Origin of the sequence: uncultured Methanobrevibacter sp. (assembly GCF_902770715.1) — an archaeon.
In the GTDB taxonomy this organism is placed as follows: Archaea; Methanobacteriota; Methanobacteria; order Methanobacteriales; family Methanobacteriaceae; genus Methanocatella.
Genome location: NZ_CACXTS010000027.1, coordinates 1 through 23,529 on the forward strand (window position 1 = coordinate 1; position 23,529 = coordinate 23,529).

24 protein-coding genes and 1 tRNA gene are annotated in these 23,529 nt (G+C 35.6%); 10 read left to right on the plus strand and 15 right to left on the minus strand.

Translation table 11 applies throughout. The annotated features are described in order from the left end of the window. Positions 1–69 precede the first annotated feature (69 nt). The 4 genes from QZU81_RS08235 (at position 70) to QZU81_RS08250 (ending at position 4,702) form a co-directional block, all read left to right on the plus strand. Complete coding sequence (locus tag QZU81_RS08235) at positions 70–1,086, plus strand: ABC transporter ATP-binding protein (RefSeq protein WP_295591168.1); 1,017 nt, start codon at positions 70–72, stop codon at positions 1,084–1,086. A gap of 63 nt (positions 1,087–1,149) precedes the next feature. Continuing rightward, entirely contained in the window at positions 1,150–2,598 is a 1,449-nt protein-coding gene (locus tag QZU81_RS08240) for a hypothetical protein (RefSeq protein ID WP_295591114.1), read from the plus strand. A gap of 133 nt (positions 2,599–2,731) precedes the next feature. Beyond that, complete coding sequence (locus tag QZU81_RS08245) at positions 2,732–3,916, plus strand: aspartate kinase (RefSeq protein WP_295591116.1); 1,185 nt, start codon at positions 2,732–2,734, stop codon at positions 3,914–3,916. A 501-nt stretch (positions 3,917–4,417) separates the two neighbouring features. Next, positions 4,418–4,702, plus strand: coding sequence for a hypothetical protein (locus tag QZU81_RS08250; protein WP_295591118.1), 285 nt, complete (start codon positions 4,418–4,420; stop codon positions 4,700–4,702). Here the strand turns inward: QZU81_RS08250 and QZU81_RS08255 are convergent, their stop codons facing one another. From QZU81_RS08255 to gdhA, 9 genes are all read right to left on the minus strand, one after another. After that, positions 4,703–5,101, minus strand: a complete 399-nt coding sequence (locus QZU81_RS08255; protein ID WP_295591131.1) for a PaaI family thioesterase — start codon at positions 5,099–5,101, stop codon at positions 4,703–4,705. 63 nt (positions 5,102–5,164) lie between these two features. Next, a complete protein-coding gene (locus QZU81_RS08260) occupies positions 5,165–5,896 on the minus strand; it encodes a flavodoxin family protein (RefSeq protein ID WP_295591133.1) in 732 nt (243 codons plus the stop codon). A gap of 1 nt (position 5,897) precedes the next feature. Next, positions 5,898–6,500, minus strand: coding sequence for a GNAT family N-acetyltransferase (locus QZU81_RS08265; protein WP_295591135.1), 603 nt, complete (start codon positions 6,498–6,500; stop codon positions 5,898–5,900). 26 nt (positions 6,501–6,526) lie between these two features. Beyond that, the gene (locus QZU81_RS08270) at positions 6,527–7,147 is read right to left on the minus strand and encodes a TetR/AcrR family transcriptional regulator (RefSeq protein WP_295591137.1); all 621 of its coding nucleotides are present in this window, start codon (positions 7,145–7,147) and stop codon (positions 6,527–6,529) included. A gap of 140 nt (positions 7,148–7,287) precedes the next feature. Then, positions 7,288–7,815 (minus strand): hypothetical protein, encoded by a 528-nt coding sequence (locus QZU81_RS08275; protein WP_295591139.1) that lies wholly within the window; start codon positions 7,813–7,815, stop codon positions 7,288–7,290. 141 nt (positions 7,816–7,956) lie between these two features. Then, positions 7,957–10,650 (minus strand): right-handed parallel beta-helix repeat-containing protein, encoded by a 2,694-nt coding sequence (locus QZU81_RS08280; protein WP_295591141.1) that lies wholly within the window; start codon positions 10,648–10,650, stop codon positions 7,957–7,959. Positions 10,651–10,947: 297 nt separating this feature from the next. Next, the gene (locus QZU81_RS08285; RefSeq protein WP_295591143.1) at positions 10,948–11,247 is read right to left on the minus strand and encodes a type II toxin-antitoxin system RelE/ParE family toxin; all 300 of its coding nucleotides are present in this window, start codon (positions 11,245–11,247) and stop codon (positions 10,948–10,950) included. Continuing rightward, the gene (locus QZU81_RS08290) at positions 11,234–11,467 is read right to left on the minus strand and encodes a hypothetical protein (protein WP_295591145.1); all 234 of its coding nucleotides are present in this window, start codon (positions 11,465–11,467) and stop codon (positions 11,234–11,236) included. Before QZU81_RS08290 ends, QZU81_RS08285 begins: the two co-directional genes overlap by 14 nt. Positions 11,468–11,713: 246 nt before the next feature. After that, positions 11,714–13,048, minus strand: coding sequence for an NADP-specific glutamate dehydrogenase (gdhA, locus tag QZU81_RS08295; protein WP_295591147.1), 1,335 nt, complete (start codon positions 13,046–13,048; stop codon positions 11,714–11,716). Positions 13,049–13,565: 517 nt separating this feature from the next. Between gdhA and QZU81_RS08300 the strand changes: the two genes are divergently transcribed. Next, entirely contained in the window at positions 13,566–13,811 is a 246-nt protein-coding gene (locus QZU81_RS08300; protein WP_295591149.1) for a hypothetical protein, read from the plus strand. Between the two features lie 3 nt (positions 13,812–13,814). Here QZU81_RS08300 and prf1 read toward each other — a convergent pair whose 3' ends face one another. Next, positions 13,815–15,056 (minus strand): peptide chain release factor aRF-1, encoded by a 1,242-nt coding sequence (gene prf1 / locus QZU81_RS08305; protein ID WP_295591151.1) that lies wholly within the window; start codon positions 15,054–15,056, stop codon positions 13,815–13,817. A gap of 137 nt (positions 15,057–15,193) precedes the next feature. Here prf1 and dusB point away from each other — a divergent pair, with 137 nt between their 5' ends. Then, positions 15,194–16,174, plus strand: coding sequence for a tRNA dihydrouridine synthase DusB (dusB, locus tag QZU81_RS08310; protein ID WP_295591153.1), 981 nt, complete (start codon positions 15,194–15,196; stop codon positions 16,172–16,174). Here dusB and QZU81_RS08315 read toward each other — a convergent pair. Next, complete coding sequence (locus QZU81_RS08315) at positions 16,160–17,128, minus strand: hypothetical protein (RefSeq protein WP_295591155.1); 969 nt, start codon at positions 17,126–17,128, stop codon at positions 16,160–16,162. The genes dusB and QZU81_RS08315 overlap by 15 nt on opposite strands. A gap of 116 nt (positions 17,129–17,244) precedes the next feature. Between QZU81_RS08315 and QZU81_RS08320 the strand changes: the two genes are divergently transcribed. Further along, positions 17,245–17,754: a zinc ribbon domain-containing protein gene (locus tag QZU81_RS08320; RefSeq protein ID WP_295591157.1), complete on the plus strand. Its 510-nt coding sequence runs from the start codon at positions 17,245–17,247 to the stop codon at positions 17,752–17,754. On the opposite strand, the gene rimI is transcribed toward QZU81_RS08320, so the two are convergent. Beyond that, the gene (rimI, locus tag QZU81_RS08325; RefSeq protein ID WP_295591159.1) at positions 17,725–18,180 is read right to left on the minus strand and encodes a ribosomal protein S18-alanine N-acetyltransferase; all 456 of its coding nucleotides are present in this window, start codon (positions 18,178–18,180) and stop codon (positions 17,725–17,727) included. The two genes, QZU81_RS08320 and rimI, sit on opposite strands and share 30 nt — an antisense overlap. A 69-nt stretch (positions 18,181–18,249) precedes the next feature. Between rimI and QZU81_RS08330 the strand changes: the two genes are divergently transcribed. The 3 genes from QZU81_RS08330 to cobK are packed head-to-tail and all read left to right on the plus strand — an operon-like array spanning position 18,250 to position 21,855. Beyond that, complete coding sequence (locus QZU81_RS08330) at positions 18,250–18,639, plus strand: UPF0146 family protein (RefSeq protein ID WP_295591161.1); 390 nt, start codon at positions 18,250–18,252, stop codon at positions 18,637–18,639. Between the two features lie 4 nt (positions 18,640–18,643). After that, positions 18,644–21,073 (plus strand): cation-translocating P-type ATPase, encoded by a 2,430-nt coding sequence (locus QZU81_RS08335; protein WP_295591162.1) that lies wholly within the window; start codon positions 18,644–18,646, stop codon positions 21,071–21,073. Continuing rightward, positions 21,070–21,855 (plus strand): precorrin-6A reductase, encoded by a 786-nt coding sequence (gene cobK / locus QZU81_RS08340; RefSeq protein ID WP_295591164.1) that lies wholly within the window; start codon positions 21,070–21,072, stop codon positions 21,853–21,855. The genes QZU81_RS08335 and cobK overlap by 4 nt, the downstream gene beginning before the upstream one ends. A gap of 19 nt (positions 21,856–21,874) precedes the next feature. Here cobK and QZU81_RS08345 read toward each other — a convergent pair. From QZU81_RS08345 to tuf, 3 genes are all read right to left on the minus strand, one after another. Beyond that, positions 21,875–21,958: transfer RNA gene (locus QZU81_RS08345), tRNA-Ser, on the minus strand. A 37-nt stretch (positions 21,959–21,995) separates the two neighbouring features. Beyond that, the gene (gene rpsJ, locus QZU81_RS08350; protein WP_295591170.1) at positions 21,996–22,256 is read right to left on the minus strand and encodes a 30S ribosomal protein S10; all 261 of its coding nucleotides are present in this window, start codon (positions 22,254–22,256) and stop codon (positions 21,996–21,998) included. A gap of 51 nt (positions 22,257–22,307) precedes the next feature. Beyond that, positions 22,308–23,529, minus strand: a 1,222-nt coding sequence (tuf, locus tag QZU81_RS08355) for a translation elongation factor EF-1 subunit alpha (protein ID WP_295591166.1), incomplete at its 5' end; no start/stop codon positions are given.

The following is a 23,529-nucleotide window of genomic DNA, read 5'->3' on the forward strand; positions in this document are numbered from 1 at the left end:
GAACAACCACCAAAACAAGAAAAACCACAAAAAATAGAACAACCACCAAAACAAGAAAAACCACAAAAAATAGAACAACCACCAAAACAAGAAAAACCAACCCCTCAAGAAAAAATCAGTGCGGAAGAAGAATACCTAAAAGATTTTACAAATCAAGACACTCAAAAAAAGGCTAAAAAATCCAGATTTGCAAAGTTATTTAATAGAAAAAAGAAAGAAGAGGAAATTAAACAACCAGAACCTCGTAAAATAGAAGAAAACAGCCAAGATATTGATGCTATTCTGGGAGATATTGTCCCAAATTACAGTCAAGAGGTTTCAATTGAATTAAAAGATGTTAATTTATCTTTTCAGGTTTATGAAGATCAAATTGATAATCTCAAAGAGCAGGTCATCAGAACTTTAAAAAGAAATAAAAGCAAAGCTAAAACAGTTCATGTTTTAAAAGACATATCCTTTAAAATTTATCAAGGCGAAAAAGTTGGCGTTATCGGATATAATGCGGCCGGTAAATCAACATTACTTAAGTTGATTGTGGGAAGTTATACGGCTGATTCAGGTACTGTTATTGCCAATGGTAAAATTTCACCATTGCTCACTTTGGGAGCTGGTTTTGACAATAATTTCTCCGGCGCTAAAAACATTTATTTAAATGGTGCTATTTTGGGATATGATAAAGAGTTCATAGAATCAAAATATGATGAAATTGTTGAATTTGCAGACATAGGTGAATCAATTAATTACCCAATCAGGAACTATTCATCAGGTATGAAAGCAAAACTCGGTTTTTCCATTGCAACTATCGTTGACCCAGACATATTGATTATCGATGAAATATTAGGTGTCGGTGACATTAATTTCAAAAGAAAAAGCCGGGACAAAATGAAATCCTTGATGGGTGGTAAAACCACCGTTTTACTCGTTTCACACTCAATTGGTCAAATCAGAGACATCTGTGATAAAGCAATATGGATTGACCAAGGAAGAGTACGTGAAATTGGAGAAGTCAATGAAGTCTGTGATCATTACGAAAAAGATTCCAAAAAAGCTACAAAAGAGCAGCTTAAGAATATTCAATTTAATTAATTGGGGAAGATAATTGAAATATTTTCACCCATCTTTTAATATAAGTTAATACTAAATTATATTATGGAATTAAATAAAAACACAATCGGACAGTTATTTTTTACAATAAGCATCTTGATGTTAATGTACATGCTCATAAATCCATTAACCCAAGTGATTACAAACATTAATGAATTTTTCACATTGACACTTATCAATTTTCCAATAAGTGACATATTGCATATACTTGGTGGAGAAACAAACCCGCCACTATATTTCCTGCTTGTGAAAGGATTAAGCAAGCTAGCAAATGACTTCGCAATTCTGAAAGTGTTTTCCATTATTCCATATGCAATTGTTTTAATTTTATCTACTTTTAAACTCAGAAAAGATTATGGTTGGCTTACTGCGGGATTATTTGCCCTTGCAATAGCTGTAATGAGTGAATTTTTCATAACCTACTCCATTTTAAGGCCTTACAGCTGGGCAATGCTATTCACACTATTGTCATTCATATTCTTCATGGACATCATAACAACTGCAAATAAAACTTCATTCATATTGTTTACATTATTTTCAGTTTTAGCATCATACACTCATTATTATGGGCTAATAACAGCAGTTGTCCTTTATATAATTTTATTGTTCCACATACTGACTCATAATAAAGATAAAATCAAATATTTGGCAATATCTATGATTGCGGGCATTGTGCTTTATGCCCCATGGATACCTACATTGATAAAGCTTCTACAATCCATGAATCCTCTTGGCAATTTGACAACAGATTCAATTATCCAATCCTTTGCTCATTTTGCATACAGCGGAGACACACTTTTCAGCATGATTACACTCATAATTCTTGCAATAGTTCTTTTGATATATCTCAAAGAGAAAGATGAGGATAGAACACTTGTCTTATACGGCATTGCAGCTTACTTTGCAACAGTTTTAGTGATAATTCTAATTTCAATCATTATCAAACCGATTATGTTTACAAAAGGTTTGGTTGTTGCTTCCGCAATCCTCTGGCTTGCAATTTCAATTATGATTGGCAAAATGCAAAATAAGAGAATGCTTCTTATTTCACTGTCCTTTGTCGTCCTGCTTCTTATCAGCGGAATTGGGTCTATGGTAGTGGCAAACGGTGATGCATATCAAAATGGATTGGCACATACTGAGGCATTAGATCAAATCATAGAAGACAACAATTCAACAATCATAATTACAAATCCGGGTCTTGCAATGTATCTTTTGGACTTTGCAGATCAAAGCGACATGTATTGCATTAACCAAGATTACATCTATGGAGAAAACATGAATAGAATTCATGAAATTTTTAACTTTAAGAACATCGACAAGAATGAAATAGCTAACTTCAGCACAAACAACAGCAATAAAAACATTTATCTGGTAAGCTGGGGAAATCCAGATGTCAATGTTGAAATCGAACCTGTTTTCAAAGGAGACATGACCATATCAAAAGTCAACACTACCAATTTGGTCAATGAAGATGATGAATATTACTACTGATAATATTCATTTCATTTTTTTTTTCAATGATTTAATCCATCTTAGCCGATTCCCTCTTTTTAAAAAAATACCATATTTCCTAAAACTTTAATAAAAATATCCAACATATATCTAATCATTAAGGTGAATTTTAATGAGTTTGATAGTAGCGAAATTTGGAGGAACATCTGTAGGGAACGGTGAGAGAATTAAGAAAGCCGCCCAATCAGTTGCAGATGAATATTTTAAAGGCAACCAAATCATCGTTGTGGTTTCAGCAGTCAACAAAACCACTGATGATTTAATCAGCCTTACAAATGATGCTATTACCAACAACCTCACTTACAAGCAGCATGCAGAAATTGTAGGAATGGGTGAAAGAACAAGCGTAAGACTGTTTTCAGCCACATTGGAATCATTGGGCGTCAAATCCACATACATTGACCCCTACTGTGAAGCATGGCCAATCATTACCGATTCCAACTACATGGAAGCCAAAATCGATGTGAAAACTACCGATAGGAAAATCAAGGAATTGAAAACCCTTCTAGACCAAGGAATCGTCCCTGTCGTTTGCGGATTTTTAGGAAAATGCAATGACCAAGTTACCACATTAGGCCGTGGAGGAAGTGACATTACCGCATTTTTAATCGGAGAATGTTTAAATGCCGATGAAGTGATTATCGTGACAGATGTTGACGGAGTCCTGTCAACAGACCCTAGAAAAATCAACGAAGCGGAACTTCTGGAGGACATCACCGTCGGTGAGATGAAAACACTCGCAACCCATGGAGCACAGGTATTGCATCCTAATGCGCTTGACTACAAGCACCCCGACATTGATGCGAAAATCATCAATTTCAAATATGGAGACCTTACAACAAGAGGTACACACATAACCGGCCCTTATGATTATAAGCCAATGGAATTGTTGGAAACCCCAGTTACATCAATAACTGTTGTCGGGAAAGATTTGCTTCACAAAAGCGGAATAATAGCTGATTTGACAAACATGCTGTATGACAACGGCATTCATCTTTACAAATTAAACCCCCACCACAATTCAATCACTACTTTTATCAATAAGGAGGACGGGGATAAAACCTATAAGCTGTTCCACGAGTATGTCATTGAAAATGATTTTTTAAGTTCCATTTCACAAGGCCAGGATACTGCCATGATCAGTATTATTGACCCCGAGAGAGATGAATCTGAAATCAGCAGGATCCTTTCCATAAATCACATTGATGCCGAATTGATCAACATTGCAAAAACAGAAATATTAATCTTCGTTGACTGGGAGCTTGGCGAGAAAGTTTTCAGATTAATTAGCAAATAATTATCTTTTGATATATCGGTACCGCTCAAACCAGCTATATTTTGAAATTAAATTTAATATTTTAAAAAATAAGTAAAAAATAAATTATATAAAATTGGATTACTTTCAATTTAATTAATCATGAAATTAAGAATTCTATAAGTTAAGATAGTGGTCATCAGAAACTTATTCCATCCATTCATTCAAGGTTCATCACCAGAATAATAGAAATGTTGATGGTCGCAACAATTGAATATTGTATAAAAAAATTCGAAGCTACGGCAGTGCAACTTCGAATCCTCATTTTTCACGACTTGTTAATCAGTCACTTAATAATTATTACTTTTCTATAATATAAATTAATTGGTTAACTTAATAAGCAATGAAAAAATCTTATAAAACAATTAATAATATAAAGTAAAAAGTAGAATAAACTTATAAAATTGCTTTAAATTAAAAAATAGATACATTTAACTATTAAAAAATTAAAATAAATAATTAAACCAAAAATTGGATAAAAATATGAAATATAAAAAAAATAATGATAAAAGAAAGATAATACTTTTCAAAATAATCGGCGAAATTTATCTTAAAATGGGATATTATGAAACTTCAAGGGAATATCACGAAAAGATAATCGGAATCTGTGAAAAATACCCCAAAAGCGAAGATATGCTACTTTTAAAAATTGATTCACTAACGAAATTGAAAAAGAAGTACAAAAGCATTGAATGTGCAGGTGAACTATTAAAAATCAACCCATACAATACAAATGCACTTTTAAAATTATCCCAGTATTTGAAATAGCTATAATTTAAAGCCGGTTCCAACAAACTGAGCAACATCACGGCCGATATCATCACTGACATTTACAATGACTATTGAGGATGTCCTGCCGCTTTTACGGCATGTTGCCTCTGCAATCAGTTTTTCTCCTTTCGGAGCGGACAAATAATTGATGCTCACCTGTTGAGCAACGGTTAACTGATGAATCTGATTAGACAAAACGGCAAAAGCAAAGTCAGCCAAAGTGAATATTACTCCACCCATTACGCCACCATAAGCGTTTTTATGATCATCATTCAAAACCAAAGAACAAACAGCCTTATCTTCAGTCAATTCATCAAGTGTTATTCCGGTATCTACCGCAAACTTGTCCTTGTAAAAAAATTCTCTTGCTTCCTCTAATGAGTTAAAATTAGCCATATTATCTACCTACTAATTAATTGTTGTTCATTATTTAATAATGTTTTTGCAGCAGATATCGAATTATTTCATTACTTTTTTGAAAATGAAAAACATTATTTTCGAAAATGACTTTTTAACAATATTCAGCTTAACTTCCGGTGCAAAATCATGATTCACCAAATCCGTTTCAGTCCAATATTTCCTGTCCGCTTCAATAGGGTCTTTTGATAATGCCATAGCTCTCCAAACATTATAAAATAGGACATCACCGAACTTAGGACTATGCAATTTGCCAGATTCAACATCACTCGCAAATTTCTTTGATATCTTATTGATGTTATCCTCATCAATCGAATCCTTTCCCCCGCAGGCATAAGTGATTTTATAGACTTTGTTTATGCCCCAATGCCTTAATGTTTCATCAATATACTTTGCAACGTCCTTTTGCCCCGCACCTGCAGTGGACACGACAACCAATGCCTTTTTAGTGAAGAATTCAGGCCTGTGATATAAGTAAGCAGTATGGTCAAAAAAGTTTTTCAAAAGTGCAGTAACATTCATTGCATATACCGGACTGGCGATTATAATGCCATCAGCCGCTCTGATTTTGTCCATAATCGGTTTGATTTTATCGAAGTGAGGGCATTCGTCTTCACCTTCCATTATGCATTTAAAGCATCCGTTGCATAGCGGAATCCTTTCTTTTATCAATTGAATTTCTTCAAAATTTCCTTTTAAATTTAATTCTGCCTGCTTTACCATTTTCCAAGTGTTCTTTTTTCTTGGAGATCCATTGATTACCACATAATTCATTTTATAACCCCTCAAGCTGCCCTTCCAAAACTTTCTTTTGTCTATATTCAAATTTCTTGTCAAATTCATCAACATCTTCCGGATTAACATCAAATACGTCCGGATTGTGGAATATTCCAATTCCATCTTTCAATTCGGATTCATCAAACAACCTTATCATGAAAAAGGGACATTCCTCCCCCATATCTGTTCCTTCAAGATACAAATCATATTCTGATGCGCTGATAAAACCGAATCTGCGGTAGTAATCTTCATCACCAACAACGAACACAAAGGGAATATCCTCATCTCTAGCCAGATTAAGGGTGTGGTCTATTAATTTTGATCCCAAACCATGATTTTGAAAATCTTCATGAATCGCCAGCGGCCCCAAAACAACGGCACCAATCCTTTCGTCGCCATAATCTATGAACCCCTCCGAATAGCCAATATATCCTATAATCCCATCATTGCTTTCCATAACATATGTCAGATTTTCAAGAAAGCTTTCATCATCCCTTAGATTATGCACAATATAATGTTCAAATGCACCTGGACGATATACATTCCAAAAGGAGTTTCTAACCATGTTTTCAACTTCAAAATAATCATCTTCAGTTTCCAATCTTATTTTAATACTAAAACCTCCTTTTAAATTTTTACTGAATTGAAAATCAGTTTAATGTGATTTTCTGATTTTCTAGACAGTTCTTCAATGAATTTCTCATCATCTTCAGGATAATTGATGATATAATGCTCATACAACAAAAAGAGTCCGAACTTGTAAAAGGACTCCGCCAATTGCCCAGAATCACATTCATTATCTATCAATCCTTTGGATTTCATCAAATCAAATAACACTATCCAACCGTCAATTGCCTGTGAAATTATGCTGTCCTTCATGAAATTCTTCATTTTTTCGTTGTGATAGGATTCAATGAGAATTATCCTTGTAATCTTAGACATCTTTTCATCCTTTAGCTGTGAGGCAAATGCATCCAATCCGGATCTGTAGAAATAATCAAAGCTTATGTCCAGATTTTCACTGGCCTGGCTTACCGGAATATCATTGGACATCATCCGGCCAATATAATAATCAAGTATCGCATCCATAATCGATTCCTTACTCCTGTAATGATTATAGATTGAGCTTTCCTTTATTCCAACTTCCTTTGCAATTTGTCGAATGGACACTCCATCATAGCCATGTTGAGAGAACAAATCTATTGAAACATCAAAAATCTTTTCCTTGTTGTTTGACTTAATGCTCATATTATCATTAACTAACAGTTGTTAGTTAAACTATTGTGACATCCACTATATATAACTAACGATTGTTAGTTTAAAAAAAATAAATAGCCTTACTTAAAACTTTCAAAAGGCAATTTTCCAATTGCAGCAACAGCTGCGAACTAATATCCCTCATCATCAAAGTGTTTTTTGACTTTAAGATAGAAGTCTTCGCTTGTAAAATCAAAATCATTATTGAAAGACTTATAGGCCAGCCCACAATCACGCTCCAAATTAAATCTGAAATCAGGACATTCATCAAAAAATTTATCAAAGCAAATCTTGGAATGTTCGGGGAATGGAACTTCATCAAAAGAAACCTTATCTATTGCCATCTTCATGGCGCATGACAGTACTGTCAACTGCAGAGCGGAAGCATAAGCATCATAATATTCCCCATAATCAAGATTGACATTGAAATAGATCATGAAATTAACCATTACATGTGAAACCCAAATCAGAGAATTCGGCTCGAATTTATCCAACTGCAAATCAGTGAACTTAAAAATCAGGGCCTCCAGGTCACCACCATTATCCTGGCAGAATTCAACAAACTCCTTAAAGGAATAATTAGTCAGATATTTAAGATAAGCCTGCTTGATTTCCTCATCACACGGATACTTAGAAATTTTTTTTAGCTCCTTTCGCATTAAAACTCTTGGATAATTAAACATAAAACACCCATTACATTTCTAATCATATGTTTAGAATTCAATGCATATGAGTTTTTGCCTAAATTCTATCAAAAAAAAAGAAAAAAAAGAAAAAATGGTGTAGATTAGAAAATTCATCTACCTAACAGTAATTTTAACTTTTTTAGAGATTTTAAGGTAGTAAGCATTGCCCTTAAATTTAATGGTTGCTGTGTGTTTGCCTTTTTTGGTTAATTTTTTGATTTTGAAGGTTGTTTTACCTTTGGAATTTGTTTTGGCAGTGTAGGTTTTTCCTTTAACTTTAAGGGTAACTTTCACTTTTTTAACTGCTTTGCCTTTGCTGTTTTTCAAGGTTATTATGTATTTTTTGGTCTTTATGGACTTTTTGAATTTCTTGTTTTTGGCAGTTATTTTTGTTTTTTCCTTCTTGATTGTTATTTTTACGGTTTTGGCCGCTGCATTGTAGTTTTTGCTTGTTAATTTTACGACCATGTTCTTTTTACCTGCTTTTACTGATTTTAATACTTTTGCAGTCAAGGAAACGGTTGCGAGACCCCTGGCATTTGTGACAGCTGATCCGACAGCTTTCCCGCCTAATGTGAAAGTTACTTTTTCACCAGCGACAGCATTACCTTTTGAATCTTTAAGGGTTATTGAGTATTTGCCACCATAATTGATGATGAAACTTGCAACTTTAACGGTTATTTTAACATTTTGCTTGTTAATGACCAAAGTATATGATTCTGTGCAATTGTTGTAATTTGAATCATTATATGATATAACCATTTTATAGCTTCCCACTTTCAAGTTTGGAATTTGAAGTGTTGCAACACCATTAACCACACTGGCATTGTAGGTAACATTGTTAACAACAGTTGATACTTTACCCCGATTAACAGGTTGGCCATCACCATCAACTGCAACATTGATTTTAGCGGTTTTTCCATAAACATTATCCTCAACATCAATTTTAAGGGTTACGTTTTGCTTTTCAATATCCAAAATATAAAAATCGTCATCATCCCTGTAGTTTGAATCATTAGCAGCATATGTTATATTCATTTCATAGCTTCCCACATCCAAATTTGGAATTTGAAGTGTTGCAACACCATTAACTACACTGGCATTGTAGGTAACATTGTTAACAACTGTTGATACAATACCTCCATTTATAGGTTTGTAGTTACTGGTTACATTGACAATGATTTTAGCGGTTTTTCCATAAACAGTATCTTCTGCTCCAATTTCAAAGCTCACACCCAATTTTGTTGATCCATTGCCTGCAATGTCATTTTTTCCATCAGCAGCAGTGTTGTTGTTAAAACTATTTCCAATAGCGAACATTGAACCAGTGTTGTATATTGCTCCACCTGAAGCGGCAGTGTTGTTGGTGAACCTTGAATATCCGATATTTGCATTAGTTCCATTGAAGTATACCGCTCCACCATTTCCGGCTGCATTGTTGTTTATGAATGATGTTAATGTGATGATTCCCTCATTTCCGCTTTCCCAGTAAATTGCTCCACCGTCAACGCTTGCAGTATTATTTATAAAGTGTGAAATTGAAATGTAAAACTCAGTTCCGTTGTTTACATATATTGCTCCAGCAAGTGGTGCACTGTTATTAATAAATCTGGAACCTCTAATGGTACCGTTTTCCTTTTTAACCCAGCCAATTGCACCTGCACTGTCTGTTGCCACATTGTTGGCGAATATGCATTTATCCATAATTCCCGCTATGCTGTCCATATATAAAGCACCATAACGCTTAGCCTTATTGTTAGTGAAATTGGAACGGTCAATAATTCCTTCACTACCTTCGAGATATACTGCTCCTCCATCTTTGGAAGCAGAATTCCTATCAAATGTATTATTGAAAATTATTCCATCTCCACCAGTCCAGTAAATGGCTCCACCTATGCTTGCATTGTTTTTGATAAATTTAGAAGAGCTTACTGAAAAATTGTTTCCTTCATTAACGTAAATGGCTCCGCCAAATGGTGCAGTGTTATTAATGAATTGAGAATTGATAATTGTACCATTTTGTTGTTTAACCCAACCGAGAGCTCCAGAACTGTTAGTGGCCACATTATTAGCGAATATACAATTATCTACAGTTCCATTCACACTGTTTAAATAAACCGCACCATTATAATAAGCCTTATTGTTGGTGAACTTGGAAGCATTAATAAGTCCGTCATCTCCTTTGAAATATACTGCCCCTCCATCATAATCTGCAGAGTTGGCAATGAATTCTGAATTGAAAATTGTAAATTTATCGCCATTGAAATAGACAGCTCCCCCTTGGGAATTATTTCCGATTGCATGATTATTTGAGAAAGTACAGTTAATAATTGCCAAATTGCTATCTTTACAATATACTGCCGCACCCATACCATCTATTTGACCGTTAATGAACTTAATGTTCTGTAATGTAACAGCCTCACCGGCAATATTGAATATTCTTGCATTACCGTTAGCGTTAATGGTAAAGCCGTTTCCGTCAATTGTCAAGCTTTTGTTAATTAAAATACCAGTTTCTTTAAATCCATTTTCAAGAAGATAATCGTTTGGCAATGCTACTGTGGAATTATCCCCTGCCTTGTCAATCCTTTCTTGCAATGCGACAAATGATCCGTTATCCTCTACAAATTTATCTCCAGTTACCTGATTTTCATCAATACTTTTTAAATTATCCCCTGCATCATTCAATTCAAGTTGTGAATCATTTTCACTCGCAGTTAAAGTATCATTCACATCACCAGCGCATACGCCGGCTATGCTGAATAACGCCAAGAGAATTAATGTAAAAATTATTATCTTATTTTTCATAACTTATCTCCATATTCCCATAGGAATTTTTCTACACCTCAAATAAATTGTTAAAAACCATTGGTTTGTAAAAAATATTTGATATGTGTAAAGTTTTATCAAAGACATTATTTATATGTAAGCATAGATAGAAACTGCTCATGATTGTAAAAAAAGGATAGAATAATCATTTAAATTATCTGAATAAAATAAATAAAAAAAGAAGAGTTAAAAAAACTCTTAAACTGAAAAATAAAGCTCTGAAATCACACAATTCCCTGTGCGAGAAAATAGTGAAACCCGCCTAATTTTAAAAAATCAATCCCATTTTTTATAGATGGTTCTTCTAGGACCAATGTCAATTATTTCAACTTCCTTTGTTGATTCATTGATGAAATATATAATTCTATAGTTTCCCACCCTTGTTTTTTTACATTTAGGACATTTCCTACTTTTAAATGAACTTTCTGCTTCTTTATAGGGATCAATTGCTAATTGATAATATTTGCCATGTATTCTATTTATCAATGTTTCATCATCAGCATTTTTATCCATGAATTTTATTGCTCTTTTATCTTCAAAAAGTTCATAGCGGACTTTATAACTATTTGAGGGCATCTAAATCAACTTTTCTGGTGCCCCTATAGTCTCCGTTTTCAAAATGTCTGATTCTTTCATTATAGTAATCTGCATCTTCATCACTTAATTCTTCGAAATACATTCTTTCATACACCTCAATTAATCTAGCTATAATATCATTATATGTTTCGGACTTTAAACCCAAATGAGCTAGTTTTGTGTGAACTTCCTCTGTTACTCGAATAGTTTTCATAGACATAGTGAATCCTCCAGTATATTAAAGTTAATTAGATACATTAATTATATTAGATATATTATTTATATTTATTGTAAATTAATATATTTCACATACACTATGACATCTTACATCCCATCTAAAAGAAATTCTAACTAATAATTAATTTTGAAAAATAATGAAAATTTTGGAAGTGCTACAATGTGCAAAATCATAAGAGTGAATATAAAGTAATCAAGTAAAAAAAAAGAAAAAAAGAAACAAGGAAATCTATACGATTCCTTGTGCGTTCATTGCATCAACTACTTTCTTGAATCCTGCAATGTTTGCTCCAGCAACATAGTTTTTGTCCATGTCATATTCAGCTGCAGCATCTGCAACATTTGCGAAGATAGTTTCCATAATGGTTTGAAGTCTTGAATCAACTTCTTCAAATGTCCAAGATAATCTTTCTGAGTTTTGTGACATTTCTAAAGCGGAAGTAGCTACTCCACCAGCATTTGAAGCTTTACCTGGTGCGAATAAAATGCCGTTTTCTTGTAAGTATTCGGTTGCTTCGATAGTGGTTGGCATGTTAGCTCCTTCAGCAACAGCAAGAACGCCATTTTCAACTAAGATTTTAGCGTCTTCTAATTGCAATTCGTTTTGGGTAGCGCATGGTAAAGCGATATCACATTTAACTGTCCATACGCCTTTTCCTTCGTGGTATTCAGCGCTTTCTCTTGCTTCAGCATATGCAGTTAATCTTTCACGTCTTACTTCTTTAACTTCTTTTAATAACTCAACGTCGATTCCTTCAGGGTCGTAAATCCAACCGGTTGAATCGGAACAGGTTACAGGATTTCCGCCTAATTGTTGAGCTTTTTGAATTGCGTAAGTTGCTACATTACCTGCACCGGACACTACAATGGTTTTACCTGCAATGTCAATGTCATTTGCTTTTAACATTGCATTAGTGAAGTATAATAATCCATATCCAGTAGCTTCAGTTCTTGCAAGGGATCCTCCGAAAGATAATCCTTTACCAGTTAATACTCCTTCGTATAATCCTCTAATTCTTTTGTATTGACCGAATAAGTAACCGATTTCGCGACCACCTACACCGATATCACCTGCAGGTACATCAGTATCAGCTCCGATGTATTTGCATAATTCAGTCATGAAACTTTGACAGAATGCCATGATTTCCCTGTCGGATTTTCCTTTAGGATCAAAGTCAGATCCACCTTTTCCTCCGCCAATTGGAAGACCAGTTAAGGAGTTTTTGAAAATTTGTTCGAAACCTAAGAATTTGATAATACCTACATTTACGGATGGGTGGAAACGTAATCCGCCTTTGTAAGGTCCAATTGCACTGTTGAATTGTACACGGTATCCGGTGTTAACTTGTACTTGTCCATTGTCATCTATCCATGGAACACGGAATTTTAATTGTCTTTCCGGATTGGTTAATCTTTCAAGAAGTGCATTTTTTCTGTATTCTTCTTCGTTTTCTTCAATTACAACCCTCAAGGATTCCAATACTTCGCGTACAGCTTGGTGGAATTCAGGTTCTGAAGGGTTTTGTTCAATAATGGTTTCAATTACTTCATCTACGTATGACAAAAATATTCCTCCAAATAAATATTTAGATTTATGATATCATTAAATTTTCAAAATTTTTTACTGGCTTGCAGTAACATTTAACAATATACTTAATTATATGGACTTTATTATATTTAAATATTTTTCAATATTTAATAAAATAATCGAATATTTTTCAACGAAGTTAAGATTTATCTTATACAAATTATAATTTATTCAAAAAATTATGTTAAATTTAATATTTCTTTTAAGATATTGATTTAAAATGTCTAATCAAAATAATTAATTGATGTACAAAGTCGGAAAATCATTGCCACCATAAAATGCCGAAGAAGTGCAAATCAAAATGTCCAGATTTAAAAGGCTCACACAGCAAAATTTAGAACATAATGCCCAATATTCCAATAAAAATTAAACAAAATTATATGCAAATAAAAAAAGCATATCTCTTTATATACCATTATTTACAAAGTAACTTACAATGTCTATTGAAAATTAAAAATCAGTAGACAAAGACACAAAATTAAGGTTGAAATTAATGATTACCCCAATTACCAAAAGCCAATACGATGATTTGAAAAATAGCTATCTTGCAAAAAACAGATCAATGCATTCATTATATATCGAATTTTACGAAAAGGCAAACATAAATAAAAAAAGCTTTTTTAGCTTAATCAATAGAATCCGTCAGGAAGAGGGATTAAACGAATATTATACAAAAAAAGAAAAAAAGAGAAATAATATTATAGAAAATTTGGACAAGTCTCCAAATCACTATAACTAATTCTTATCCAACATGATACCTTAAAATAGCTGCAATTCCACCGAATGCCCTATAGATTTGAGTACCCTCTTCGGTTTCAGTAGAAACAAACTCGACAGTAGCATTCATTTCTTCAGCTTTTTCAACAAGCTCGTCAACCAAATCTTCAGATGAGTCTTCTTTTAACATTTCATTGCAGTTAGGACATCTTTCTTCAAGATTATCAGCTTGAGCCTGAGTCTTTACTGTAATTTCCTTTTCATAGCCGCAGCCGGAACAGGTAAACTTCTTGCGCATGCTGGTCAAATCTTCAGACAGGATTAAAGTATCCACAGCACCGATAATCAAGTTGTTTCTAACTTCATCTTCACCATAGGATGCAAGGCCTTTCTCTTTAATTAGCTCCTTGATGAATTTCTGGATGATTTTCTTCTCATGCATTACATCAAGATTTTCCAAATCGTCTGCTGATTTGGCAATGACCTCACGAATGCCCTCTTCACCAGTATAAGAAGTATCGACAATAGTTATTACCTTATCCTTAAGTTCATACTGGAGATAATCGCCATCGTAGAAATCTTTCTTGGTGAATCCGGGACCTCCAATGATGATACCCTTCAAATCATCCTTCAAAGGAAGGAAAGCCTCATTCATATGGTCTCCAATACGTTTCAAGAACTGATGAGCAAGATCTTCAATTACACGGTCAAACCTTCTTTGTGATTGACCCCCAGCCTTATGCTTGCCCGGAACTCCACTGGTCAAATGTCCGAGAATTGTTTCCTTCTTACCTTTTAAAGTAGCGTAAGTCGCTTCGTTCCTGTCAATTACTGCAACACCGTAAACGTCACGCTCTTCAATCATGTGCTCCAAAGGCTCTACATAAAATTCGTTATTACACTTATACCAGTAGGTTGTAACAGGTTCAGGCGGTTCAATAATATATTTTTCCATCTTTTCAGTACCGGGACCGCCTTTAGGAATCATTCCCACAAACAATACCAGACCGGTTTCCGGAGGTTGCTTGTACAATTTGATACTTTCTAAAATCACTGCAATAGCAGATTGTACATTTTTTCTTGTCTGTTTACTCTTGATGTTAGCACTTTGACCCATTTCATCTCTCATGTGCTTACCAACATCACTCAACTGTTTAGTAGGTGGAATGTAAACGGAAACAAGCTCTGTACCTCTGCCTCTTTTATTTGCTAATTCCTTTAATGTCTTTTTAAAATCATATAATTCTTTTGATGATACTTCAGCCATGTTATCCCTATAATAATTAAATCAATATAATAGTAATAACTATCTTTTTTTAAATATAAATAATTAATGAAAAAACAGAATAATTTTACAGATTTCAACAAAAAACATAATAAACAAATAAAAGAAATAGATGTTTAATGAAATGGAAAATCGGCAATGTTGAAATTGAAAATCAGGTAGTCTTGGCACCAATGGCTGGAATATGCGACTATGCATTTAGAAGCATAATCAAATCCATGGGATGTGGGCTTATTGAAACAGAAATGGTTTCTGACAAAGCAATAATGTATGAAAATTTCAAGACACAGGAAATGCTGTATATGCAAGATGAAGAAAGGCCCATTTCACAGCAAATCTTTGGATGCGGAACAGAATCATTCAGGATAGCGTCACAATACATTCACGAAAACATGAATCCCGACATAATCGACATCAATATGGGATGTCCCGTAAAGAAGGTTGCCATAAAGTCAAAAGCCGGCAGTGCACTTTTAAAAGACCCTGAAAAAGCTGGAAAAATTGTTGAAACAGTTGTAGATAGCGTTCCAATACCAGTCACCGTCAAAATCAGAAGCGGATGGGATGTGGACCACATCAATGCCGTTGAAATAGCTAAGATAGCCGAAGATGCCGGTGCATCTGCAGTTACCGTCCATCCCCGCACAAGACATCAAAGGTATGACGTTCCCGCAGATTGGTCAATAATCAGGGACGTCAAGGATAGCGTTTCAATTCCTGTGATTGGAAACGGAGACATAAGGACATGCTACGATGCCAAAAGGATGATTGATGAAACCGGCTGTGATGCGATAATGATTGGACGTGCCACCCTTGGAAATCCATGGCTCATAAAGCAATGTGTTGACTATCTGGATTATGGAATCGAACCGGAAAAGATAAGCAACGAGGAGAAAATAGCCATGGCAAAAAAGCATGCAGATATCCTTGAGAGAACAAAGCCTGAAAAATTAGCCGTGTCAAGAATGAGAACACACACAGCCTACTATCTTAAAGGCATGTACAGAAGCGTTGACATAAAGCCCGAACTGTTCCAGAAAAACTCAAAAGAAGAAATATTCAAACTGTTGGATGAATTTTTAGAGTCAATCCAATATTGAATCGCCGAATTTTTCAAACAGCACCAGATCACCATCGGAAATAGTGTTTACCTCAAGCAGGTCCAACTTGGTTATGTCCCTAATTTCATGGGCCAGATGAACGTAGGTGTCTGGATAGTCATTATATCCGAACAGATGCCAGATAATATCGCCATCAAATACCATCTCAAGATACCAGTCATAGCCTTCCAGATCATCAGGGTCCCTTGTATGGGATTTGTTGTGATATTCGCTGAAAATCCACATGTAAACATGATACCTTTCCAGTAAATCCAGAATAAGGTCCTTATCGCTGCTTGAGAGGTCCCTGTCAATATAGCCGTCCACCCTTGACCTTTCAAAATTGACCATCAGCCTTGGCTTTGGAATGTCATAGGGATATGTCTGATAGTGTCCGAATTCGATTGTCCTGAGATTCAATTTGTCTCCTTCAAGATAAACTCCGTCCCTTTTAACGTCAAAGAAGAGAGGAGTTACAATCTGCTTTTGATAATTCAGGTGAAGGACATCGAAGCCTACCAATTCATATAGAATTTTCCCGAATTCCTCCCATTTTTCCGGGAAATTGGTTTTGAAGCTGTACTCTTCAAACTTATCCGTTGAGTAGATTATGACACTGCAGGAATAAATCAGCTCTATCTTTTCAAAATAAGAAAAATCTTCAGATTCGAACCCTTCAAAGAGGTTCAGCTGATTGAATTTATGCAGAAATTCATCCGAAGCCTTGAAATCGAATTTATGAATTTCACTTGTCATCTTCCGACGAAGGTCAACCAGAATATCAATCCAGGAATCATCACAGAGACTGCTTTCAGTTAAAAATTTGTCGCCGCTTCCCCTCTCGGAAATCTTATAATAGGCACTGTTGCTTAAAAAGTCTATTGTGAAACATTCGTAATGCCTATTGAGGCGCTTGAAATTAAATCTCTGTGTGATTTCAATTTTTTCAATCATAAATATCAGCTTAATAAGATTATATATAATATTTTATATTAAAATTTCTAATCATATCCAAATCAAAACAAAAGTTTATAAACAAATTAAGATTAATTATTAAATTAAGTGATAGTATGGTTTATAGAAGATGCCCCCAATGCGGCGCAACAGGTGACGATCAATACGGATTTTGTATTAAATGCGGATGGGAATTTCCAAAAATTGACCCGACTAAGAAACTTTGCCCACTCTGCGGATACGACAACCCTGAGGAAGCAGATTTTTGTGTTAAATGCGGAACCCCGTTAATGTTTGTGAATACCCCGCCAAACAACAGCATAGGCCCTATAGTCATCAAAAAGGAAGTCGTTGGAAAACCTGAATCCGGAACAAGCGGATTTATCAAATGGCTAATCATATTCGGTTACTTATTTTCAATTTTAGGGGGCCTTTTAGGATTAATAATTGCAATCTATCTTGTTACAAGAAAAGATCCGAAAGTCAGGAAACATGGAATCATACAATTAGCCATCTTTGGATTTTATATTGTTATACTTGCAGCATTATTTGCAACAGGAAACCTTCCAGCAGATGCCCTTACAAACTATCAGCAATTAATCCTGGGAAACACCACTCTCCCTTAATGGAAGATACATTACAATAGCCCCATCGCCGTTTTCGTAATATCCCGGAACAATCCTGTCGACCTTGAAGTTGAAGTTTTTGTAAAATTCGACAGCACCCGTATTGTTTTCATTAACTTCCAGATAGATTGTGTCCAGTCTAAGCAGGGACAGAATGGCAATGGCCTTTACAAGAAGTTGGGTTCCGGCGCCCAAACGCCTGTAATTTTTGTCAACAGCGATTGAAATGATGTGGCCCTGAAACTCATACTTTACCCAAAACATCACATAGCCGATAACATAGCCATCCTCTTCGGCCACTAAAAATCCGATTCCCATCTCATATAGCTGTTGAAACATGTTTATTCCATAAGATTGGTCAAATGACATGTTTTCTATTTCAAAAACCCTTTTTACATCTGTTGGAACAAACTTTCGAATAATCATAACAACATTAAATATTAAAAGCAATGTATTTAATAGTTTGGATTAGTAATATTTAATCAGAGGATAAACATGTGGCAAGATTTCACAGAATATTTGTTAAAAGAAGCTGAATCAAATCCGGTGAAAATGGCTGAAGTAGGAGTCGGCAAGTTCGGCAAGGTTGCCGAAGCACTATCAAAAAATGATAACATCACGCTCATCAAAACCGACATCAATCCGGACAATGACGACATAATCAGGGATGACATTAAAAATCCCAATTTAAGCCTATACGAAGACGTGGACATAATCTATTCAATCAGACCTCCAAGCGAACTTCAGCCCCATCTGGTCAATCTTGCTGAAAAGATAGGCTCACAGTTAATTATAAAACCCTTGACCAATGAAGATTTAAATACCGGAAGGGTTAAAATGAAATTAAAAAACTACAAGAAAGCAAGTTTCTACATTTTGAGGTAATTTGATGGAAGACATACTATCCAAATACAACACATCAATCCAGGGCTTAAGCGAAGGCGAAGCCCTTAAAAGACAAAAGGAATATGGTTTAAACAAGCTTGATGAAAAAAAGCAAACACCATTGATTATACTGTTTTTATCACAATTCATTGATATTCTAATCGCCCTGCTGTTGATTGCCGCCATCGCATCCATCGCAATCGGAGACTATATAGATGCCGGAGTAATCATACTTGCCGTTTTGCTCAACACCATCCTCGGATTCATTCAGGAGTACAGATCAAGAAAGGCCGTTGACAGCCTTGAAAGTCTGATGGTGAAAAAGGCAGTCGTCAAAAGGGAAAATGAAATAATTGAAGTCGAAGCCGAAAAATTAACAATTGGAGACATTGTAGTTCTTGAGGAAGGAAACAAGTGCCCTGCTGATTTGGCGCTAATTGAATGTAAAAACTTGAACTGTGATGAGTCAAATCTTACTGGAGAGTCCGAAGCTGTCCTGAAGCAAGTTAACGATAACGTATTCATGGATTCCAATATCATTTCAGGCCATGGGCTTGGAGTAGTTGAAAACATTGGGATGAAAACCGAAATAGGAAAGATTGCCAAGATTGTTCAGGAAGAAGATGAAGAGACCCCACTTGAAGTGAGAGTCGGAAGGCTTGGAAAGACATTATCCGCAATCGCAATCGTCGTTTGTATAATAATTTTTATCTTAGAGCTGCTTCAGGGGGTTGGCCTTGTCGAAACGTTCATGACCGCCGTTTCACTTGCTGTTGCCGCTATTCCAGAGGGGCTTCCTGCCGTCCTGACATTGACACTTGCCCTCGGAATGTCTGAAATGGCATCATCAAACGCAATTGTCAAAAGGCTCCTGTCCGTTGAAACATTGGGCTCATGCACAATCATCTGCAGTGACAAAACCGGGACATTGACTGAAAACAGGATGAGCGTAGTGGACAGTTATTTAACAAATGAAGACAGAACTCTTTTAATATCAAAATTATGTAATAATGCGACCATAAAAAATGATAAAACCATTGGAAATCAAACTGACGGAGCAATATTGAAATTTGCAAAGGATTATGATACCTCGCTTGAAAGGCTTGATGAAATCCCACTTGACAGCAATCGTAAAATGATGACTACGATACATAGACTAGACGATGAAAATAATATTGTCTTATCAAAAGGTGCGCCTGAAATAATTCTAGATAAATGCAAATACATAGATGACAATGGAAGCATAGAAATTATTGAAGCTGAAAGTAAGGAAAAGATATTGAAAAAAATTAACGAAATGAGTGAAAAATCTTTGAGGGTAATCGGATTTGCATACAAGATCAATGATGAAGGTGCGCCTGAAGAGAATCTCATATTTACAGGATTGCTTGGATTGATTGATCCGCCAAAGGAAAATGCCAAACAAGCAGTCACTGATTGTATCAATGCGGGAATTGCCGTTAAGATGATTACAGGAGACCATGAGAAAACAGCACGTGCAATAGCAAAACATCTCGGAATACTTACAACCGGTCAAGTAATAACAGGTGCGGAATTGGAAAGGCTGACCGATGATGAATACCTGGCAATAGCAGATGACATTCAGGTTTATGCAAGAGTAAAGCCCGCTCAAAAAATGAGGATCGTCGAAACATTGAAAAACTTGGGAAACATAGTTGCAATGACCGGTGACGGAGTAAATGATGCTCCTGCTCTTAAAAAAGCTTCAATAGGAGTTGCAATGGGTGACGGAACCGATGTTGCCAAAGAATCAGCGGACATGATTTTGCAGGACAATGACTTTTCAACAATCGTCAAGGCAATAAAGGAAGGGCGTAAAATCTACGACAACATTAAAAGATTCGTGAAATTCCAGGTATCAACAAATGTAGGAGCAATATTAACAATAATAGGAACAACACTGCTCAATTTGCCGCTTCCGTTTAATCCGGCACAATTATTATGGCTTAACATCGTGATGGACGGTCCGCCGGCACAGACATTGGGTATGGAAGGTGCAGAGAAAGACACCATGACCCGTCCGCCTGAAACAGGAGACATCCTTACTAAAAACACCTTGCTTCAGATATTCCTTTTGGGACTTGTGATGGCAATCGGGACAGTCATTGTATTCGGCTGGCAGATATATAGCGGAGCAACAACCAAAAAGGCCATGAGCGTTGCATTTACATTATTTGTAGTTTATCAGCTATTTAACGCATACAACGGAAAATCAAACTCCGACCAGTCAAGCAGATACCTGTATGCAGGAATAATCCTGTCTTTCATACTTCAGTTATTCATATTATACATTCCGCAATTGCAAATCCTATTCAGAACCACAGCAATCGGAATAGTCGAATGGATAGTGATAATAATTGTAGCATCATCCATATTGTTTGCTCAAAAGATAATGAACAAAGTGATAAAATGAAGATCTTCTTATTAGGCGGTACAAAGGATTCGACAAACATCATAGAATTTATTAAAGAGAACTATGAAGCCTACATTTTGACAACAACCACAACTGAATACGGTGCAAAGTTAGCCAGGAAAAGCGGTTCTGATGATACAATAGCCCGTCCGCTTCTAAAGGACGAAATAGCTGAAATAATAACTGCCGACGGCTATGATATTCTGATTGATGCGACACATCCCTTTGCGGAACACATCACACAGACCAGCGCAACAATTGCAAAAGAATTGAAAATGCCCTATATTCGCTTCGAAAGACCTACCACCAACTTTGAAAACATAGATACAGAGTGTATCCATTATGTAAATTCATTTGTCGATGCCGGAAAACTGATAGCAGATGAATTCAAACAGGGAAATGTGCTGCATTTTGCAGGAGCCAACACAATGGAAGATGTGCTGAAAAACGTTTCAGCAGACAGATTCTATCCAAGAATTTTAAAGGTGGAAAGTTCCCTTGAAAAATGTGATGCTCTGGGCATTAATCCTAATCATATTATTCCAATGACAGGTGCTGCAAGCTGCGAAGAAAATGTGGAATTGATTGAAAAGTACGATGCCTGCGTAATGATTACAAAAGAGAGCGGCGAAATAGGCGGAGTAATCGACAAAATAGAAGCTGCTAACGAAAAGAATATTGCAGTAATCATGATTCAAAGACCGCAAATAAAAGAAGTGAATAAAAAAGATATGGTATCTAATCTTGACGAATTAGATGTTAAGTTAAAAAACTTTTTTTAAAAAATAGATTAAGATAAAACGCCGAGACTGGGATTTGAACCCAGGCGAGGATGACCTCACAGGATTTCAAGTCCTGCGCCTTACCAGACTAGACTATCTCGGCATATGAAAAGGAATATTTAGAAAAGGAATCTAAATATTTATCCTTTAAGTTCAATTTCAATACTTACATTATCAGGAACGTTGACTTTCATAACTTGTCTCATAGCACGTTCATCAGCTCCAATACCGATTAAACGTTTGTGAATCCTGAGTTCCCATTTTTCCCAAGAAGCTTTACCTTCTCCATCCGGAGATTTTCTTGTAGGTACAACTAATTTTTTAGTTGGTAATGGAATAGGACCAGATAAGTCAACACCAGTTCTTTCAGCAATTTTTTTAAGTTGATCATCCAAAAAAATAAAAAGAATAAAAGAAAGTAAAAAGTTACTTTCTAGTTATTGTTTACAAACTTATTTTGCTGGGGTAACGTTAAGACATAAACCAGCAGCAACAGTTTGACCCATATCTCTGATAGCAAATCTACCCATTTGTGGGATTTCTTTTGCGTTTTCGAGACACATTGGTTTAGTAGGTTTAATTTTAACAATAGCTGCATTACCGGTTTTTAAGAAGTCAGGGTTTTCTTCAGCAACTTCACCAGTAGCTGGGTTTAATTTTTTAGATAATTCTAAGAAAGTACATGCTACTTGAGAAGTGTGACAGTGGAATACAGGAGTGTATCCAACGGTAATTACACCAGGGTGTTGTAATACAACAACTTGTGCGTCGAATTCTTTAGCTACGGTAGGAGCACTGTCAGTGTGTCCTGCTACGTCTCCTCTTCTGATATCGTTTTTACCTACACCTCTTACGTTGAATCCGATGTTGTCACCAGGTTCAGCGACGTCGAATTGTTCGTGGTGCATTTCGATAGATTTAACTTCTCCGGAAGCTCCAGCAGGTTCAAAGATAACGTTTTCACCTTTTTTCATGATACCGGTTTCAACTCTTCCTACAGGTACGGTTCCTACACCAGTGATGGAGTAAACATCTTGGATAGGGATTCTTAAAGGTAAGTCGATTGGTTTTTCAGGTGGAGTTAATTTATCTAAAGCGTCCATTAAGGAGTCGCCTTTGTACCATGGAGTGTTTTCACTAGCTTCTTTAATGTTGTCCCCTTCAAATGCAGATAATGGGATGAAAGGTACGTTTGCTGGGTTGAAACCAACAGTTTTAATTAAGTTAGCTACTTCTTCTTTTAATTCATTGTATTTGTCTTCAGAGTAGTCTACTAAATCGATTTTGTTAATTGCAACGATTAATTGACCGATACCTAAAGTTCTGGATAAGAACACGTGTTCTTTAGTTTGAGGCATTACACCGTCGTCTGCTGCAACTACTAAAACACCAGCGTCTGCTTGGGAAGCACCGGTGATCATGTTTTTAACGAAGTCTCTGTGTCCAGGACAGTCTACTACAGTGTAGTCGTATTTTTTGGTGGAGAATTTTTGGTGAGCTAAGTCGATAGTTACTCCTCTTTCTCTTTCTTCTCCTAATTTGTCCATAACAAATCTGAATTTGTTTTCTCCGTCGTCTAATTGTTGTTCAGCGATTGCACCAGCTTTTAATAATAAGTGTCCAACTAAAGTGGATTTTCCGTGGTCAACGTGTCCAATAAATGCTAAGTTAAGA

Coding starts and splice junctions, on each gene's coding strand:
- QZU81_RS08240 (WP_295591114.1), top strand. CDS start 1,150: ATGGAATTAAATAAAAACACAATCGGACAGTTATTTTTTACAATAAGC.
- QZU81_RS08245 (WP_295591116.1), top strand. CDS start 2,732: ATGAGTTTGATAGTAGCGAAATTTGGAGGAACATCTGTAGGGAACGGT.
- QZU81_RS08250 (WP_295591118.1), top strand. CDS start 4,418: ATGAAATATAAAAAAAATAATGATAAAAGAAAGATAATACTTTTCAAA.
- QZU81_RS08255 (WP_295591131.1), bottom strand. CDS start 5,101: ATGGCTAATTTTAACTCATTAGAGGAAGCAAGAGAATTTTTTTACAAG.
- QZU81_RS08260 (WP_295591133.1), bottom strand. CDS start 5,896: ATGAATTATGTGGTAATCAATGGATCTCCAAGAAAAAAGAACACTTGG.
- QZU81_RS08270 (WP_295591137.1), bottom strand. CDS start 7,147: ATGAGCATTAAGTCAAACAACAAGGAAAAGATTTTTGATGTTTCAATA.
- QZU81_RS08275 (WP_295591139.1), bottom strand. CDS start 7,815: ATGCGAAAGGAGCTAAAAAAAATTTCTAAGTATCCGTGTGATGAGGAA.
- QZU81_RS08280 (WP_295591141.1), bottom strand. CDS start 10,650: ATGAAAAATAAGATAATAATTTTTACATTAATTCTCTTGGCGTTATTC.
- QZU81_RS08285 (WP_295591143.1), bottom strand. CDS start 11,247: ATGCCCTCAAATAGTTATAAAGTCCGCTATGAACTTTTTGAAGATAAA.
- QZU81_RS08290 (WP_295591145.1), bottom strand. CDS start 11,467: ATGTCTATGAAAACTATTCGAGTAACAGAGGAAGTTCACACAAAACTA.
- QZU81_RS08300 (WP_295591149.1), top strand. CDS start 13,566: ATGATTACCCCAATTACCAAAAGCCAATACGATGATTTGAAAAATAGC.
- prf1 (WP_295591151.1), bottom strand. CDS start 15,056: ATGGCTGAAGTATCATCAAAAGAATTATATGATTTTAAAAAGACATTA.
- dusB (WP_295591153.1), top strand. CDS start 15,194: ATGAAATGGAAAATCGGCAATGTTGAAATTGAAAATCAGGTAGTCTTG.
- QZU81_RS08315 (WP_295591155.1), bottom strand. CDS start 17,128: ATGATTGAAAAAATTGAAATCACACAGAGATTTAATTTCAAGCGCCTC.
- QZU81_RS08320 (WP_295591157.1), top strand. CDS start 17,245: ATGGTTTATAGAAGATGCCCCCAATGCGGCGCAACAGGTGACGATCAA.
- rimI (WP_295591159.1), bottom strand. CDS start 18,180: ATGATTATTCGAAAGTTTGTTCCAACAGATGTAAAAAGGGTTTTTGAA.
- QZU81_RS08330 (WP_295591161.1), top strand. CDS start 18,250: ATGTGGCAAGATTTCACAGAATATTTGTTAAAAGAAGCTGAATCAAAT.
- QZU81_RS08335 (WP_295591162.1), top strand. CDS start 18,644: ATGGAAGACATACTATCCAAATACAACACATCAATCCAGGGCTTAAGC.
- cobK (WP_295591164.1), top strand. CDS start 21,070: ATGAAGATCTTCTTATTAGGCGGTACAAAGGATTCGACAAACATCATA.